General features: G+C 33.0%; 15 protein-coding genes and 1 riboswitch. Of the genes, 4 read left to right on the top strand and 11 right to left on the bottom strand.

Features of this window, described 5'->3' with window-relative positions:
- Positions 1-93: 93 nt before the first annotated feature.
- The 9 genes from JOC47_RS07490 to JOC47_RS07450 all read right to left on the bottom strand — a co-directional run bounded on the left by JOC47_RS07490 (position 94) and on the right by JOC47_RS07450 (position 12,048).
- Entirely contained in the window at positions 94-1,209 is a 1,116-nt protein-coding gene (locus tag JOC47_RS07490; RefSeq protein ID WP_204701442.1) for an aminopeptidase, read from the bottom strand.
- A 133-nt stretch (positions 1,210-1,342) separates the two neighbouring features.
- Complete coding sequence (gene galT, locus JOC47_RS07485; RefSeq protein WP_204701441.1) at positions 1,343-2,878, bottom strand: UDP-glucose--hexose-1-phosphate uridylyltransferase; 1,536 nt, start codon at positions 2,876-2,878, stop codon at positions 1,343-1,345.
- 12 nt (positions 2,879-2,890) lie between these two features.
- On the bottom strand, positions 2,891-5,128 hold the full coding sequence (locus JOC47_RS07480) for an alpha-galactosidase (protein WP_204701440.1): 2,238 nt from the start codon (positions 5,126-5,128) through the stop codon (positions 2,891-2,893).
- Between the two features lie 68 nt (positions 5,129-5,196).
- Positions 5,197-6,393 (bottom strand): galactokinase, encoded by a 1,197-nt coding sequence (locus tag JOC47_RS07475; RefSeq protein ID WP_204701439.1) that lies wholly within the window; start codon positions 6,391-6,393, stop codon positions 5,197-5,199.
- A 24-nt stretch (positions 6,394-6,417) separates the two neighbouring features.
- Positions 6,418-7,404 (bottom strand): UDP-glucose 4-epimerase GalE, encoded by a 987-nt coding sequence (gene galE, locus JOC47_RS07470; RefSeq protein ID WP_204701438.1) that lies wholly within the window; start codon positions 7,402-7,404, stop codon positions 6,418-6,420.
- A 168-nt stretch (positions 7,405-7,572) separates the two neighbouring features.
- Positions 7,573-8,808, bottom strand: a complete 1,236-nt coding sequence (locus tag JOC47_RS07465; RefSeq protein ID WP_204701437.1) for an ROK family transcriptional regulator — start codon at positions 8,806-8,808, stop codon at positions 7,573-7,575.
- A gap of 113 nt (positions 8,809-8,921) precedes the next feature.
- Positions 8,922-9,752: a carbohydrate ABC transporter permease gene (locus JOC47_RS07460; RefSeq protein WP_204701436.1), complete on the bottom strand. Its 831-nt coding sequence runs from the start codon at positions 9,750-9,752 to the stop codon at positions 8,922-8,924.
- Complete coding sequence (locus JOC47_RS07455) at positions 9,752-10,630, bottom strand: carbohydrate ABC transporter permease (protein WP_204701435.1); 879 nt, start codon at positions 10,628-10,630, stop codon at positions 9,752-9,754. Before JOC47_RS07455 ends, JOC47_RS07460 begins: the two co-directional genes overlap by 1 nt.
- 116 nt (positions 10,631-10,746) lie before the next feature.
- Positions 10,747-12,048 (bottom strand): ABC transporter substrate-binding protein, encoded by a 1,302-nt coding sequence (locus JOC47_RS07450; RefSeq protein WP_204701434.1) that lies wholly within the window; start codon positions 12,046-12,048, stop codon positions 10,747-10,749.
- A 446-nt stretch (positions 12,049-12,494) separates the two neighbouring features.
- Positions 12,495-12,609: riboswitch (SAM riboswitch) on the top strand.
- Positions 12,610-12,675: 66 nt separating this feature from the next.
- On the opposite strand from JOC47_RS07450, the gene JOC47_RS07445 reads away from it, so the two are divergent.
- The 3 genes from JOC47_RS07445 (at position 12,676) to JOC47_RS07435 (ending at position 17,072) form a co-directional block, all read left to right on the top strand.
- Complete coding sequence (locus JOC47_RS07445; RefSeq protein WP_204701433.1) at positions 12,676-13,350, top strand: hypothetical protein; 675 nt, start codon at positions 12,676-12,678, stop codon at positions 13,348-13,350.
- A gap of 273 nt (positions 13,351-13,623) precedes the next feature.
- Positions 13,624-16,029, top strand: coding sequence for a homocysteine S-methyltransferase family protein (locus JOC47_RS07440; protein ID WP_204701432.1), 2,406 nt, complete (start codon positions 13,624-13,626; stop codon positions 16,027-16,029).
- Between the two features lie 182 nt (positions 16,030-16,211).
- Complete coding sequence (locus JOC47_RS07435) at positions 16,212-17,072, top strand: methylenetetrahydrofolate reductase (protein WP_204701431.1); 861 nt, start codon at positions 16,212-16,214, stop codon at positions 17,070-17,072.
- 75 nt (positions 17,073-17,147) lie between these two features.
- Here JOC47_RS07435 and JOC47_RS07430 read toward each other — a convergent pair whose 3' ends face one another.
- Positions 17,148-17,330, bottom strand: coding sequence for a hypothetical protein (locus JOC47_RS07430; RefSeq protein WP_204701430.1), 183 nt, complete (start codon positions 17,328-17,330; stop codon positions 17,148-17,150).
- Positions 17,315-17,806 (bottom strand): HD domain-containing protein, encoded by a 492-nt coding sequence (locus tag JOC47_RS07425; RefSeq protein WP_204701429.1) that lies wholly within the window; start codon positions 17,804-17,806, stop codon positions 17,315-17,317. Before JOC47_RS07425 ends, JOC47_RS07430 begins: the two co-directional genes overlap by 16 nt.
- Before the next feature lie 243 nt (positions 17,807-18,049).
- Between JOC47_RS07425 and JOC47_RS07420 the strand changes: the two genes are divergently transcribed.
- Positions 18,050-18,697: an undecaprenyl diphosphate synthase family protein gene (locus tag JOC47_RS07420; protein WP_204701428.1), complete on the top strand. Its 648-nt coding sequence runs from the start codon at positions 18,050-18,052 to the stop codon at positions 18,695-18,697.
- Positions 18,698-18,835 lie beyond the last annotated feature (138 nt).

The raw sequence follows: 18,835 nt of genomic DNA, 5'->3' as shown, positions 1-18,835 counted from the left end.
TGAAAACAATAAGTAGTTATTTTTCGACATTATATGCCCTTAATATTGTACTAAGGATTTAAACATTTGTCAAAATCATTAATTGTCGATTAATTATTTCAAATTAGCCGGATTTAAATCCTTTAAGCTATCTAAAACAAATTTACCATCTTTTCTAACTAATTGTCCGTCAAAATAAATCTCTCCGCCACCATATTCAGGGGTTTGGATACAGACTAAATCCCAATGAATAGAAGATTGGTTATCATTATTAGCCTCATCATAACATTTACCAGGCGTAAAGTGAAAGCTACCTTTGATTTTTTCATCAAATAATGTATCTTTCATTGCCTCTTCAATGTAAGGATTGACTCCTAAAGCAAATTCACCAACATAGCGTGCTCCTTCATCAGTATCTAAAACTTGGTTGATCTTATCTGTATTATTAGCTTCAGCAGAAACTATTTTACCATTTTCAAACTTTAGTTTAATATCATGATAAGTATAGCCTTGATACACTGCAGGAGTATTATAACTAATTTCACCTTCTACCGATTCTTTCACTGGAGCAGTAAAAACTTCACCATCAGGAATATTCATCTTCCCATCACACTTAATCACTGGGATATTTTTAATAGAAAACTTCAAATCAGTCCCTGGTCCTACAATATGTACTTCATCTGTTTCTTCCATCAATTCAACTAAAGGATCCATTGCCTGAGACATTTGCGCATAATCAAGATTACAGACATCAAAATAAAAGTCTTCAAAGGCTTCAGTGCTCATATTAGCTAATTGAGCCATCGAATGATTAGGATATCTCATTACACACCATTTAGTATTAGGTACTCTAATATCTCCGTGGACTGGCTTAGAAAAGTGTTCCATGTATAACTGCATCTTATCTCCAGCTACATCAGAATTTTGCGTTATATTGTCACTAGCCCTAATGCCTATATAAGCATCCATCTCTTTCATCCTCTGCTTTTGATGGGCAGCCATGATTTCTAACTGTTCTTGGCTCACCTCCTTTAATAAATCCCGAGTTAAGACTTCATCATTGACCTCTATAAAAGGTAGAGCTCCTTTTTGATAAGACTTTTTTACTAACTGTCGGGCTAATTGATTTTCTGTACCTGTTACTTCAATTAAGATTTTTTCATCTTCTTCTAAATCAACTGAATAATCTAATAAATTACTAGCTAACTTTTCTATTCTTGGATCTAACACAACTAACAGCTCCTTTATTATAATTATTCTTTTTTCTCTATTAAAAATATTTCTTGATTAAAAAAACATTTCCTGCCCCATAAAAAAATTCAGGTTAAGACAGAATCTCAACCTGAAATGATAAATCTATAAATTAGCTAATATCAATTTGGGCCAAGAATTCCTTAAAACCTGCTTGACCATCCTTGCTTCGCTTATAAACTCCAGCATCTTCTAAAACATTTTTAAATATAAGACCTACTTCTGATTTTATTTTTTTACGAGCCTGCTCTTCTTCTAAATTACTTCCATATTCATCTAACATTTCCTCTATCCATTGGCTGTGCTTAACTAAATCTGGGCTTAAATTATCTCTATTATATTTTTTACTTCCAGTTAAGAAATCTTCAATTGCTGCTAGTTCTTCTTTTAATCTCCCTGGTAAAATAGCACGCCCCATTACCTCTATCAAACCTATATTTTCTTTCTTAATATGATGTAACTCTTGATGAGGATGAAAAATGCCTGCTGGATGTTCTTCAGATTTGCGATTATTTCGCAACACCAAATCTAATTCATAGCTTTCATCATTTTTGCGAGCAATTGGAGTAGTTGTATTGTGTCTTTGGCCCTCAGTATAAGCTTTAATATTTCTATCTAAATCACTATATTCTTTCCAATTACGATGAATGATTCCACCTAATGCCGACAATTTTTCTTTATCTTTGGCCCTTAGTCTAATTACTGACATTGGCCAATCAACTATCCCTACTGTTACTCCAGGAAAGTCCGGATGAGTAAACTCTTCTTTTATATCTGCCTTTTCCATTGGGAAAGTATGATGTCCCCCTTGGAAATGATCGTGATTTAAAATTGATCCTCCTACTAAAGGTAAATCTGCATTAGAACCTAAAAAATAGTGAGGAATTTGTTCTACAAAGTCAAGAACTGTATTAAATGTTTGCTCATTAATATTCATTGGACTGTGTTCCTCATAAAAGACAATACAGTGCTCATTATAATAAACATAGGGCGAATACTGTAAAAACCACTGTTCTTCTTGTAACTCAATAGGTATTACCCGATGAGTTTGCCGCGCTGGATGATCTAAACGCCCCGGATAGCCTACATTTTCTAAACATAAATAACATTGCGGATAATTAGTTTCTGCTTCATTTTTAGCATCTGCAATTGCTTCAGGATCTTTTTCTGGTTTCGAAAGATTAATAGTAATTTCTAAATCTCCGTATTCTGTGGTAGTAGTCCATGACATATTTTTAGCGATTCTATCTTGGCGAATATAATTTGAGTATTGTGATAAAGCATAATAGTCATTAGTTGCCTGTTTAATAGATTCATTCTCTGCAGTCTGCCAAAAATCTGCTGCAACTTCTGACTGCCTAGGCATTAATTGAGCCATTAATTTTGTATCAAATAAATCACGATAAGTGACTGTATCTTTCTCTAATATTCCTTTGTCTGCAGCATAATCAAGCATTTCATCTAATATTTCCTGTGGGGATTCAGGCACTTGATAATTTAATTCAGCACACTTTTGTTCTGCTGGTTCTTTGATATTAAGTAAGTCCATCAAACTATTTCTTGCTGGAACTACATCCCATTTTTTAAGGAGATCGTGTTCTAAACCGTATTTAAGTAACTTTTCAATAGCTAATTTGATGTTTTCCATTTTATCCTCTCCTTATATTACTTTTAGTCTCCACACATAACTTTGAAAGTCACCTTTCATATTAGACAAATCAATTCCATTAAACATAGCTGGTAAATTCAATCCAGCATACATCAACTCATCACCGCCGTGGATTTCATCAGAACCTACTATCTGATATTTCTGTTCTGGGTCTAATCCTTTCAGTTTTAAATTATAAAACTTAGGATTTGGTTTAGCTAATACTCTATAACATCCCACATAGGCTTCGCTCTTATCTTCAGCTACTATCATCCAAGCTGTCATATTTCCTTCACCACTAAAAGGACTAATTAACCTATAAAATTCTCCTGTTTGAATTAATTCTCTAATTTCTTTATAGTCAGCTATTTGTTCTTTAATTATATCCTTTTCTTCATCTGTCATTTCAGTTAAGTCTAACTCATAACCAAACATACCAAATTTAGCTACATCCCCTCTCATATCTAGAGAAGTTATTCTCCCTGTCTGATGATTTGGTACTGCTGATACATGAGCACCCATTGAACTTAAAGGATAAACTATACTTGTTCCATACTGAATTTTTAGTCTTTCAACTGCATCTGTATCATCACTAGTCCAAGTTTGCGGCATATAATATAACATTCCAGGATCAAATCTTCCTCCACCACTGGCACAACTTTCAAACAAAATATCAGAGAATTTTGTCGTCAATTCTTCTAAAATTCTATATAATCCCAAAATATAGCGGTGTGGTAGTTCCTTTTGTCTCTCTGGAGGTAAATCTGCTGAACCTATTTCTGTCATATGACGATTCATATCCCATTTCACATAACTAATAGGAGCATTTTTTAAAATATCAGATAACATTGTAATCAATTTATCTTGTACTTCTTTTCTTGATAAATCTAAAATTAATTGATGCCTACCCCTTGATCTTCCCCGCTCAGGTACATGAATACACCAATCTGGATGAGCTCGATATAATTCACTATCTGGTGAAATCATTTCTGGTTCGAACCACAAGCCAAAATCCATATCTAATTCTTCAATTTTATTTCCTAAACTATCTAATCCATTAGGCAGTTTTCGTTGATCTACAAACCAATCTCCTAAAGATGACCGATCATCATCTCGCTTACCAAACCAACCATCATCTAAGACAAATAATTCAACCCCTAATTCACTAGCAGTTTCTGCTAAATCCAACAATTTATCTTCATTAAAATCAAAATAAGTTGCTTCCCAGTTATTTACTAAAATTGGTCTTACTTTATCTCGGTATTTACCTCGGGCCAAGCGGGTCCGATATAACTTGTGATAAGTTTGCGACATTTGATTTAACCCTTGATTAGCATAGACCATTACTACTTCGGGAGTTTGAAAACTATCTGTTGGTTCTAATAACCAATTGAAATCAAAGGGATTAATTCCTAAATTAACTCTAGTCTGATCAAAATGGTTAACCTGCACTTGTCCTAAAAAATTACCGCTGTAAACTAGACTAAAACCATAAGCTTCGCCTTGTTCTTCTGTAGTATTTTTATTTACTAAAGCTAAAAATGGATTCTGATAAGGACTACTAGCACCTCTAGTACTCTCAATTGATTGAATCCCCTGTTCCAATTCTCTTCTTTTTAGATGTCTTTCACGCGACCAAGAACCTGATAATTGCAACAATTCAAAATCAGCTTCATTAAAATCAACACTGGCACTTAATACCCGATTTAAATTTATATTTTCTTGGCCCTTGTTAATAAATTTAGCTGATCTAGTAATAGCTGAAAATTTTTCATAAACAGTATAGCTAAGAACAACTTCTAAATTAGTTACTTCATCTTTTAATTTTATTTTTAAAGTTTCAGCTTCATTTTTATCTTCTACATAAGTAGCAGGTAATCCAGCTAGTTCTTCTTTTCCTTGCTTGATTTCATAAGATTGATATCTCAAATCACTAATGCGAGATCCATTTTCTAATTCAACATGATAAGCAGGCTGCCGATAATCAGTATGTCCATAAGCAGGATATTCCTGCGGAATCATATCTAAAGAATAACTTTCATCATGAAATTCTTCATCCTCAGGTGATAAATAAGGTTCTAAAATCCTTTCTTCATGCCTAATCAGATGAGATAAATCTCTATCTTTTTTTATCTGTGCTCCCCAATAAACATGTCCTAAATGACCACTTTTTAATATTTTAATGACATAACTACTATCTTTAGCTTGCAGATGAAAAATATTTTGACTTTCATTATAAAAAACACCCATAGATTTTCCTCCCATATCTATCTGTTTTAAGTAACTAAATTAATTTAATTAATAAAGTACCATTATTTTTAAATTACTGAATCATAGACCTGCCCTGTCAAACTAATCTCATGAGCTCCATCTTCAATATTACAGACATAAACGTCTGGTTCTATACCTGTTTGCTCTTGATACTGTTGGGCTACTTTGTTTTTAAATTCAGCCACAGCCTCTTCTTTAACTAGATTAACAGTCGAACCACCAAAACCTGCTCCTGTCATTCGAGCACCAAGTACTCCGTCAATATCTAAGGCTAGATCAACCATTAAATCTAATTCTTGACAACTTACTTCATATAAATTCTTAAGACTTTGATGTGAAGCAGTAATTAATTCCCCTACTTGGGCCAAATCACCAGCTTGCAACGATTCTTTAGCCTGCAGCACTCGTTCATTTTCATAAATTACATGTTCACACCTTTTTCGCACTACTGGCGGTAATTCTGGTTTATATTTTTCAAATTCTGCCGGAGAAACATCTCGTAATGCTTTAATTTTTTTATCTAATAATTGATTAAACTTATCTACTCCCCTGTGTGACTCTTCTAACCTTTGATTATAAGCTGAATCAACTAAACTATGTTCTACATTAGTATTAGCTACTACTATTTTAATTTCACTATTTTCAATTGGAGTTAATTGATATTCATTAGTACGGCAATCTACAAACAATGTATTATCTTTCTTTCCTAATGCAGAAATAAATTGATCCATGATTCCACAGCTAACACCAACAAATTCATTTTCAGCCCTTTGACATATTTTAGCCATCTTAACTCTATCTAAAGTAAACTCATTAACTAATTCAAATATTAAAGCTGTAGCAACTTCTAAAGCTGCTGAAGAACTAAGCCCTGCCCCTTGGGGAACATTACCTGTAATCACTAAATTCATGCCCTGCAGTTGATAGCCGTCCTCCATTAAAAATTTAGCTACTCCCTGTAGATAATTAATCCAACCTTCCTGTTGATTATAGCTAATTTCTGTTAAAGAGAAGGATACTTCTTTATCAAAATCTAAAGAATAAGCTTTCACTTCTTTATCATTTCTAGCTTGAGCAGCAATAGTAACTTCTCTATTAATTGCTACTGGTAACACAAAGCCATCATTATAATCTGTATGTCCACCAATTAAATTGACTCTACCTGGAGCCTGAGCAATTTTAATTTTATTTTTATTATTCCCAAAATTATTAAATAATTCTTCTGTTAGTTCTTTACTTTTCATGCTACCCCCCCTATCTGATTTTAATTACTCTTCAAAACCTTGTGGATTATTTTGATGCCAGTTCCAAGCAGTAGCAATAATAGTTTTTAGGTCACCATATTGAGGGGTCCATCCTAATTCTTCCTTTATTTTATTTGAACTAGCAATTAACTTTGCTGGATCTCCTGCTCTTCTTTCCCCTTCAACAGCATCAATATTATTGCCGACAACTTCACTAGCAGTTTCAATTACTTCTTTAACTGAATATCCATCTCCATTACCTAAATTATAGGCAGTACTTTCTTGGCCCTCATTTAATGCTTCAACTGCTAAAATATGAGCTTGGGCCAAATCAGTAACATGAATATAATCTCTAACACAAGTACCATCACGAGTTGGATAATCAGTTCCAAAAATAGCTAATTCATCTCTTTGACCTAGTACTTTCTGTAAAACAATTGGAATTAAATGAGTTTCAGGGTCATGATCTTCGCCAATTTCCCCTGATTCATCTGCTCCACTAGCATTAAAATATCTTAAAGAAATATGTTTTAAATCATAAGCTTGTTGATAATCTTTCATTACTTGTTCAAAAGCTAATTTAGTTCTACCATAAACATTAGTCGGTTCTTTCTCTATTTCTTCAGTAATTGGCATCTCTTCAACTTCACCATAAACTGCTGCAGTAGAAGAGAAAACAATCTTATCAACATCATGTTCAATCATTACATCTAATAAATTAATCCCATTGATCAAATTATTATGATAGTACTTAGCTGGATTTTCCATCGATTCACCAACTAAACTATCAGCAGCCAAATGAATTACAGCATCTATATCATACTTCTTAAAAGTATCAGCTAGCAATTGCTTATCTGCTAGATCTCCTGTTACAAATTCACCACCGAAAACTGCATCTTGATGTCCTTTTTGCAAATTATCATAAGTTACGACTTGGTGTTCAGTAGCTAATAATTCTTTAACTACATGACTACCAATATAACCTGCTCCTCCAGTAACTAAAATATTCATCGAAATCACTCCTTTATTTGAATTCATTTATGTTAATAGAGATTAGTTCAAAGATTAAATGGGAGGCTAGACTTTGTTTGGAGGGCAAAGCCTAGCCTAACTTAATCCAATTGTAACGACAATTTTTGGGTATATATAAAACCTTTTCAGGTTTGTTAACTATACTAATCAGGTCTTTGTTTCAGATTTATCTTCTAATAATTCTGGACCTGTAAACAATTCTCTTAATACTAATGTTACTCCACCAATAGTAGCAGCCTGCTCTCCTAAAGCAGTTGCCACAATATTAACTCTCTTAGCTGGAACCTCTAGTGCTTTAGACTCTATAACCTCTTCAATATATTGAAAAATATTATCTTTACTTTTAACTATTTTACCAACTATAATTATTAGTTCTGGATTTAAAATATTAATTAAATAAGCCAAGCCCATACCTAAGTAACGACCAGTTTCTTTTAATACCTCTAGTGCGACTTCATCTTCTTCATTAGCTGCTTTACAAATATCTGTCACTGTAATTTCATCCAAATTATTATCTACTAAGGTAGAAATTTTACTTTGCGCCCCCTGCTTAATTAATTTACGAGCCCTCTTTACAATTTTTGGATTAGATGCTAAGCTCTCTAAACAGCCATAATTTCCACAACTACACTGAGGTCCGTCATTGTCAACTACAATATGTCCAATCTCACCTGCACTATAATTAGTTCCTTGATAAAGCTCACCATCAATTACTATACCTGAACCGATACCATTGCTAACATTGACTGTAATAAAATTATCTGATTTTTGCGCTCTACCAAACCACCGTTCTCCTAATGCCATCGCTCGAACATCATTATCAATAAAAGTAGGTAGCCCAAATTCATCTTCAATAATCTCTTTAATCGGCACTTCTTTCCAATGATAATGAGGTGCAAAAATCGAAATACCAGTCTCACTATTTACCAAACCATGAACTGCCATTCCAATTCCAATCACTTCTTTTTTATCAATCTTACTTGCTTCCATAGTCAGATGAATCAAATTCATTAGTTCATCTAAAACAAAATTTTGCTCTAAATTTTCTAAATCTTCATTATTACTAATTAACACATTAGCTTCTAAATCAGTAATGCTGACTTCTAATATTTCTGGACCTAAATCTACTCCAATAATATAACCAGCAGCTGCATTTAATTCTAATAACACGGGAGGACGCCCCCCACTAGATTGCCCATAACCATGTTCTTTAATATAATCATTACTGATTAAGTTTTTAGTAATTTTAGAAACACTAGCAGGGGTTAATCCAGTTATTTGAGCTATATCTGCTCTAGAAATTGGCCCTTTTTCTCTAATACATTCCATAATCAAGGACACATTAGCTTGTTTCATTAATTCAAAACTTACTTTATGGTTCATACTTTGTCCTCCCTGCTTATAATTGAGTTTATTAATCTAATCAACTAAGTCTTAAACTCATTATAACAGAACTTTTAGCAATTTCTCAACTATTTTACAGTTAAAATACCTAATTACCCTTTAACTGCTCCACTAGCTAACCCTTCTACAATCCATTTTTGTAGGACTGAGAATAATATGATTGTAGGAATAATTGTAATTACAACAGCAGCATTAATAGAACCCCATTGGATTTGAGAGGAACCAAAGAATTTATTAAGCCCAATTGGTAATGTTTGAGTACTTAAAGACTGAGAAATTACTGAAGAAAATAAGTAATCCCCCCAAGAGACCATAAAGGCATAAAACCCTGCTACTACCATCCCTGGTGCAGTAATTGGAACAATGATTTTAAATAAAATTCCAATTGGCCCTAATCCATCTATTTTAGCTGCTTCATCTAATTCTTTTGGTACACTATCAAAGTATCCTTTGACCAGCCATAGCCCAAAAGGTAATCCTAAGATTATATGAGTTATAATAATCCCAATATAAGAATCAATTAATTGCAGATCAAAGAGAACACCAAATAAAGGGATCAAAAGTAATACTCTAGGAAACATATTGGCTGATAATAATGACAAAATAATCCCATCTTTAAACTTCATTTTAAAACGTGATAAAGCATAAGCTCCCAGCAAAGACAAAATAACTACTACTACTGTAGAAATTGAAGCTATAATAAAGGAATTAAGAAAATAAGTTTTAAATTGCCCAGTTTGTCCAGCTCCAAGTACATTGCTATAATGTTTTAATGTCAAACCTCCAGCAAAGAACTGACCCGAAAAAAGGCTAGCTTCAGTTCTAAATGATGAGTAAAGAATCCACATAAATGGTGTAATAATAAATAGCAAGAACATAATCAAAGCTATATATTTTCCGATTAAAATTTTACGATCACTCATTAGCTATCACTCCTTACTAACTTAATATAAATCGTAGAGAAAGCTAACATAGCTAACATCATAACTATTCCTAAAGCAGATGCTTTGCCATATTCATAATTAGTCCACGCCATTTGGTATACCTGAGTAGCTAAAACTTCTGTTTTACCTACTGGTCCACCACCAGTTGATAAATAAATTACATCAAAGTTATTAAAGGTCCATAAAACGTGTAGAACTATTACAATCATTGATGGGTATTTAATATTAGGTAATGTAATATGCTTAAATTTCTGCCAAGCATTAGCCCCATCAATATTTGCTGCTTCATATTGAATCTTAGGAACTGCTTTCAAAGCTGCATAAAGCATCATTGCATAAAAAGGCATATTTCTCCATACATGCATCAAAACTACCATTGCAAAGGCAAATGCTTTATCACCTAACCAATACCGCGTCATTTCTTCTAATCCTATCGAACTCAAAATCATATTAAAGAGCCCATAGTCAGGTGTAGACATCCAATTAAACATAACAACCATTGCTGCTACTGGTATAACCCACGGGATCATAATTATTGATTTGGCCCATTTTAATCCTGGTAATTCTTCATTTAACAATAGTGCTAAGGCTAAACCTAATACATACTGTAAACCTACTGCTAAGAAGACTAAAACAAAAGTACGCACTACATATTGCCAAAATGCCGAATTCGTAAATAAACCAACATAATTTTTTAACCCTATAAAAGCAGGATTTTGTTTATTATATAAACTTAAATTACTAAAACTATCTAGCAAAGCTTTAATAGTCGGAAAAAAGATTACTAAAGCAAAGGTTAAAAATACAGGTAATAAAATCAAATATCCTAACCTTGCTTCTTTCTCATCTGCATTCATAAAAGTCCCTCCTTTATTTATAAGTAACAATTAAATATATTTCTGATTATAACCTATGTGCTGCAAGGCAATTATTTTGAAACTCACAGCACATAGGTATTAAACTGTTATTTTAATTATAAAGTATTTGCAATTTCAGCTAATTTACCATGTAACCAATCTGCTGCTTCTTCTGGACTTTCTTCTTTATAAATCGTTCTTTGAATTGCTTTGATAATTACGTTTTGCTGTCTTTCCCAGCTAATTGGATCTAATGCTACTCCAGTATCCATATGCTCAGCAAATCCAGATAACCACCAATTATCCATTGCCTCTGAATTCATTACATCTTTTCTAGGAGATAAAACCCCTCGTTTAGAATCAATAGTAGTTTGCATTCCTTTAGAAGTAACAGTCTTTAATAATTCCCATGCCTTATCTGGTTGATCACTATACTTATTAATCATAATTGGTTTTACTTCCATATACGTGCCTGGCTTTCCATTTTTAGCAACTGGTACTGCTGCAATTCCAGTATCATCTAAGATCTCAGCTCGGTCTTGATTACCATTACGATGTCCCCAAATCCAAGGGCCAACTGTAACCATAGCATATTTGCCAGAGGTATAACCATAATCTAATGCCTTCCAATCAGCACCCCGTTCATCTAAATTAATACCGCCTTCAAAGAACATATCTTTATATAGATTTAAGACTTGAGCTAATTGATCTTCAGTTGCAACTAACTCTACTCCACTGTCAGAAACATCAAACATATTACGATTTAACTGCAAGTAAAAAGACATAAATTCTTGAAAAGCTCTAACTTCTCTACTTTTTGTAGTGAACATAAATCCTTGCATATTAGATTCTAGTTTATTAATTTTAGCAGCTGTTTGAACTAATTCATCCCAATTTTTTGGTACATCTAAATTATGCTCTTCGAAAATTGATTTGCGGTATAATAGTAACCTTACATTAGTATTATAAGGAATACCGTATAATTTTCCATCTACAGTTAATGCGTCCAATGCATTTTTTAAATAAGTATCTTTAGCTTCATAATCCTTAAAATATTTATCTAAATGCATAATTAATTCCGCCTTTTGATAAGAGAACATTTGTCCTAATACCCCTTCAACTACATCTGGATCACCAGTATTAGCTTGAATCGCCATCTTTTGCGCTATATCTCTATAATTTGCTGGTCCATAATCTTTCTTTACATTTAAATCATTATTTTTCTCAAAATAATCAATAACATCTGCTCGACCCGGCCATTCAGTTACAAATTCAGTATGCCATAATGTTAATGCTTTATCCTCGTCATCATCGTCACCAAAACCAAAGAATGCATGTGCTTGACTATCTAAGACGATTACTGTTCCGGCCAATAAAAATAAAACTAACGCTAGAGACATTACTTTTTTCTTTAACATTAATAAAACCCCCTTTTAATTTTAAGACCTCAGGAAAATAACCATTCTTTATTAATCAAATAAATTAAGTGGTTTAAAAAAAGACTAAATTAGCAATTAAAATTAATCTTAGCTATATTTAACAGTTTATTAATAGAGACTTAATTAATTTAAAAAATAAAGTCCCAAAAAATAAAAACCACTAGCACTTGAGAAATATACTTTTCCCTGAGTACAGTGGAGGCTTATGAGGATTATATTATCTTATAACCACTTCTAATTTATAAATTATTTTTTATCTTATATTTATAGTATAGGTAATTATCGTATCATTGTCAATAGCTTTTTTATTTTTTTGTTTTTTTATGTCGGAATTATTGTTTTGCTCTACTCAAGTTATTTCTCTGCTCTCTCTTTTGACAAAATATAAAATTAATGTTAAAATAGAAGACAATAATTAAATACTTACCTTATTCAGAGTGGTGGAGGGACTGGCCCGATGAAGCCCGGCAACCAGTAGGGATTTGTACAACTACAGTGGTGCCAACTCCTGCAGAAGAGAGATCTTCTGAGAGATAAGGGGAAATTTGCCCTCTTCTTCTCAGAGAATGAGGGTTTTTTTATTGTTTATTTTAAGGAGAGATTAGCATGGAGCAGTTAAATCCAACCATTTCAAAACCTGAAGTCAAACGACAATTAGGTTATCAAGAACATACAGTATCTAATCCACAGATAGAAGAACTAATAACTGAAGCTATTAATGAAGCACAAGAAATTATTAAACCACGTGGTAATTATTTAAGATTTGAAAATATAACTATTCAAGCAGATAAACTTAGTTTGGGTCAAAATGATTTATCCTTTTATAGTCAAGATATTGCTGAATTATTAGCTAATCAAAAACAAGTAGTCATCTTAGCAGTAACTATTGGCCCTCAATTAGAAGAAAGAGTTAATCAGTTATTTGCTGATGATCAATTAACTAAAGCTACTATTTTAGATGCAGTAGGTTCTATAGCCGTTGAAGAGACAGCTAATAAATTGCAAACACAAATTGAAGCAGAAGCAGAAGAAATTGGCCTCCCCTCTTTAACTATGCGCTACAGCCCCGGCTATGGTGATTTAGATTTAGATATTCAACCACAGTTATTAAAGCTGGTTCAGGGCCAAGAACTGGGGATTAAATGCAATGATAGTTTTTTATTAATTCCACAAAAATCAATCACTGCCCTAATTGGTTTGGGTACAGAAGAAAGCACAGTTCAACCGCAGTGTGATTTTGATTGTGCTAATTGTGATTATGATACTTGTATTTATAAATAATAAATATTAGTGATCAGTAACAAGTGATCAGTGAAGAGTAAAGATTAATTAGTAATGAGTAACAAGTGATCAGTAAAGAGCTCAAATAAAACACAGAAAACCCAAAATATAGTAAATAAGAAAAAGACTTATTTAGTAATAAAAGGAGCTCAAGTTTAAAACTATTTTTTATTTTGTAGTTTATGGTTATTTACTACTGTTTTTCTGATTTTTTACTCTTCACTTGTCACTAATTACTAGTTACTATTCTTACTAGAAGGGAGTATTGAGCAGATGAATAGATTTTTAGAGAGATTAGAAGAAGAAATATTAGTTCTCGATGGTGCAATGGGAACTGAATTACATAATAAAGGATTAGAGGTAGGAGAATGTCCCGAAAAATTAAACCTCGATCAGCCTGAAATTGTGCAGTCAGTTCATCAATCTTATGTTGAGGCTGGTAGTGATATTATCCAAACTAATACTTTTGGTGGGACGAGAATTAAACTTAATGAGTATGATTTAGGAAATCAAGTAAAAGAGATTAATACGCAAGCCGTGAAGTTGGCCCAAGGTGCTGCCAAAGAAGATACATTAGTTGCTGCTTCGATGGGACCAACAGGAAAATTAATTGAACCAATGGGGGACTTTCCCTTTCAAGCAGCTTATACTGCTTTTGCTGAACAGGCACAAATCTTAGAAGCTGCCGGCGTAGATTTAATTAATATAGAAACAATGACTGATCTACAGGAAGCTAGAGCAGCTTTAATTGCTGTTAAAGAAACAACTGACCTTCCAGTTATCTGTCATTTAACTTATGAAGATAGTCTAAAAACAATGACTGGGACTGATCCAGTAACTGCTATTGAAGTACTTGATGCTATTGGTGCTGATGTGATTGGGGCTAATTGTAGTATGGGGCCGGAAGGTTTATTGGAAGTTATTCAGAAAATGAATCAAGACACTTCTGCTCGGTTATCTGTTGAACCAAATGCTGGTTTACCAGAACTTGATGAAAATAATGAAACAATTTTTCCAATGCAGGCTCAAGAAATGGTCTCTTATGCCCCGCAGTTTATTGCAGCAGGAATTAATGTAATTGGCGGTTGTTGTGGTTCTACTCCAGAATATATCAGACAATTACAAGATAAAGTTAAAGGATTAAAACCACAGCCAAAAGAAAAAGATTCTACTACAGTTTTAGCAAGTCGGTCGCAAAGAGTTACAATCAGTGATCAACATCCTACACGGATGATTGGAGAACGGATCAATCCCAGCGGTCGCGATAAATTTTCCGAACAACTTAAAAATGGATCACTAGAGTTAGTTAGTACTGAAGCCAGTAAACAAGCTCAAGCTGGAGCCGATATTCTTGATGTTAATATGGGAGTTCCAGAAGTTGATCAGGCTCAATTAATGAAACAAGCTGTTACTACAGTACAAAATGCTACTGATTTGCCAATTACTATTGATACTACTAATCAGGAAGCATTAGAAGCTGGACTGCAAAATGTAGTTGGTAAACCATTAATTAATTCTGTAACTGGAGAAGATTCTAGTTTGAATAAAGTACTTCCCTTAGCAAAAAAATATGGTGCGGCAGTTCTTGGTTTAACTTTAGATGAAGATGGCATTCCCGATACTGCCCAGCAAAGATTAGAAGTTGCTAAAAAAATTGTAGCTACTGCTGAAGATTACGGGATTAGTAAAGAAAATATTCTAATTGATACCTTAACTCTAGCAGCTAGTGCAGAACAAGAAAAAGTTTTAGAAACAATTAAAGCCATTCGGTTAATCAAAGAAGAACTTGGGTTAGCGACAGTTTTAGGAGTTAGTAATATCTCTTATGGACTTCCTGAACGTCATCAAGTTAATACTTCCTTTTTAGCAATGGCTATTGAAGCAGGTTTAAATGCTCCAATTATGGATCCCACTGATGAAAATATGAAATCTGCACTTCTAGCTAGTGATTTCTTAGTAAATCGTGATCCAGCAGGAAGTAGATATTTAGATGAATTTGCCGGCCAAGAAGATAATTCTAAACCAGAAGAAACTACTACTGCACAAGAAGATGAATCTCAAGATCCATTAGATAAAATACATGCTACAGTTTTAAATGGTGATCAAGAAAATATATTAAATCATATTGAATTGGCCCTTGAAAATTATCCAGCTTTAGATATCATTAACGAAGGTTTGATTCCCGGTATTAAAGAAGTAGGCGATAAATATGATGAAGGGACTTATTTCTTACCACAATTAATGATGGCTGCTGAAGTAATGAAAAAAGCTTTTTCTAAATTACGCCCTATTTTAGAAGAACAACAATCCCAAGAAAGTGCAGGAAAAATTATTATGGCTACAGTTAAAGGAGATGTGCATGATATTGGTAAGAATATAGTTAAAGTCATGCTTGAAAATAACGGCTTTGCTATTGTTGATTTAGGTAAAGATGTAAGTAATGATCAAATCATCTCCTCTGCCCTAGATGAAAATGCAGATATTATTTGTTTAAGTGCTTTAATGACAACTACAATGCCGCGGATGAAAGAAATAACGCAAAAGTTAAAAGAAGTTGGCCCTGATATAAAAGTTATGGTTGGAGGAGCAGTAGTAACTGAAGAATATGCTAATAATATCGGAGCCCACTATTCTGATAATGCAGTTCAAGCAGTAAAAAAAGCGCAAAAGCTAGTTTAGCTAGTACGCATTTACAAAAAAGAGCTGCATCCAGCTTGACTGCCTAATTTAGCAATAAATGAAGTGTTTTTCGTACTGGGCTTGCCACGAAGGGTTCTACTAATGAACCCGTAGGTAAAAACACGGAAGTATAGAAACAATTATAACTAATAAACAATGAGTAGTGAGGAAGGGAGATTACTATGAACTTAAAAGAAAAATTACAACATAAAGATTTTATTATTACAGGTGAAATTACGCCACCTAAGGGAACTGATTTAACAGAGATTTATCAAATTGCAGAAGAATTGACAGGTACAGTAGATGCAATCAATGTCTGTGATTCCCCTATGGCTAAAATGAAGATGAGTTCTATTATGGCTGCCCATCTAATTGAAGATAAAACCGGAATGGAAACTATTCCTCATATCACTTGTAGAGATAAAAATATTATTGCTCTGCAGGGTGATTTATTAGGTGCTTCACAGCTCGGAATAAAAAATATATTAGCTATTACTGGTGATGATCCTACTGCTGGGGATCATCCTGAAGCCAGCCCTGTTTTTGATACCAATTCTATTGGAATTATTGAAATAGTACAAAATTTAAATCAAGGTTATGATCATAATAATAATCAATTAACTGGAGATACTGATCTAACTGTTGCTACAGCAGCTAACTTAGGTGCAGATGATTTAGATGAAGAAATTGCTAGATTAGAAACAAAAGTTTCTGCTGGAGCAGATTTTATTCAAACCCAGCCTGCTTATGATTTAGAAACTATGGATAACTTTTTATCCAAAACAGAGCATTTAGATGTACCAATTCTTATTGGTATTTTACCATTAACAAGTTTTAAAATGGCTAATTATTTAGACTCTAATGTCCCTGGTATTAAAATCCCTGATAGTATAATTACACGAATGAAAGATCAAGGAGCTGAAGAAGGAGTTAAAATAGCACAAGAATTCCTAAAAAAAGCCCACTCTAAAATCGATGGTATTCATATTATGTCTGCTAAAAGATCGGATGTATTACTGCATATTTTAGAAGGGATTAAATAAGCTGTCAGAATTAAGTATTCAGCTTTCATCACAAAGACTATAAAGATAAAAAAGTGGGCTCAATGCCCACTTTTTTTATATTTCAATTTCTTTCTTTTGAATTAAAGACTTAAATAAACTTTTAAATTTATTCTTCTGGGCCAAAGTTCTCTGGGCCCTTTTTATTTCTTCAGCAAATAACTCCTTAGTCTCCTTTAAATAAAGAGACTGATAAGCATAACCTTTCTTCCCATATTTACTAATTAAATGTTGATACATATTATCATAAAGTTCTGATATTGATTTATCTTCATAATTTTCCAAGCTCGAATAATCATCCGCTCAATTGTTAACCCATCCATACTATCAGCATCGGCTACAATTTGACTAGTCAATCTTTCTGCTTTTTCCTCTGAACTAGAGCGGTGGTGATAGCAAGCATCACTTATAATCTCAATCTCCTGCTCGCTAAAATACTTTTGTAATTGTTGATCTTCTTTAACTATTTGGGCTGAATACTGATGATGTTTCTCTCTACTATGACTCAATCCCAAATCATGATAAGCTGCTGCAGTATACACTATATCCTGATTTATCTCTTCAAACTCACTTCCTAATTCAAGAGCATAATCAATTACATTTTTTACATGTGATAGATCATGTGCTTTATCAAAGTCATGATAAGAAGTTAAAATTTCTCTTTCAATATATTCTTCTAATTCTTCTGGTCTTTGTTTTCTTAAAATAAAAACCACTCTCCTGTTTTGATAATCTACTATTATTATTTATTAGATTATATGCTACAAAATATAATTACTTTCTAAATTAATTAAATATCTTTGTCTATTTTCTACTAGGTCTATATTATATCTACTCAATGCTGGTTTGTCTAATTATCTTATCAATTAATTTATTAAAGCAAATTATTTGCTATTAGAGGAATTATTATGCGTAATTAAGTTAATAATAATTAACAACTTACTAAATGAGGTGGTAAAATGAGTTTTCCCCAACATATCGGAGTTATTCCTGATGGCAATCGCAGATGGGCTGAAAAAAATGGATTAAATAAAGAAGATGGCTATATCTATGGACTAGCTCCCAGTCTACAATTATTAAAACTATGTCAAAAGACAGGCGTAGAGGAATTAACTTATTATGGTTTTACAATGGATAATACTAAAAGAAAAAATGTGCAGACACAGGCTTTTACTAAAGCTTGTGTAGAAGCAGTTAAAATGATTGCAGAAGAAGATGCAGATTTATTAGTGGTCGGCAATACCGAATCTCCTAAATTCCCTCAAGAATTATTACCTTATACAGAAAAAAGAACTACTTTTGGTAGTGGTGGAATCAAAGTTAACTTTTTAGTTAATTACGGTTGGCATTGGGATTTAAGTAATTTAGAAGAAAATGAAAAGCAATCTAAAAAAGGAATAATTTCAACTTTGAAATCAAAACAAATCTCTCGAATTGATCTAATTATACGCTGGGGGAGTCGACGGAGATTGAGTGGGTTCTTACCAGCTCAATCAGTTTATGCAGATTTTTATGTTGTTGATAAATATTGGCCCGACTTTGCCCCAGAAGATTTTTATAAGGCCTTAGAATGGTATAAGCAACAGGATATTACTTTAGGAGGGTAAAAAAAACAGTAAGAATAGTAATTAGTGAAGAGTAAAGAGTGACCAGAAAAAATAAAAAAGAATTTAATCTTTTGATTTTGACTTTAACTGTCATACTGTTTTCTTTTTCTTCACTCTTCACTTCTTACTCTTTACTAT

Origin of the sequence: Halanaerobacter jeridensis, assembly GCF_016908315.1 — a bacterium.
Classification (GTDB): Bacteria; Bacillota; Halanaerobiia; order Halobacteroidales; family Halobacteroidaceae; genus Halanaerobacter; species Halanaerobacter jeridensis.
Note: the sequence above shows the minus strand (reverse complement) of the source record. Positions and strands in the feature narration are given on the sequence as shown.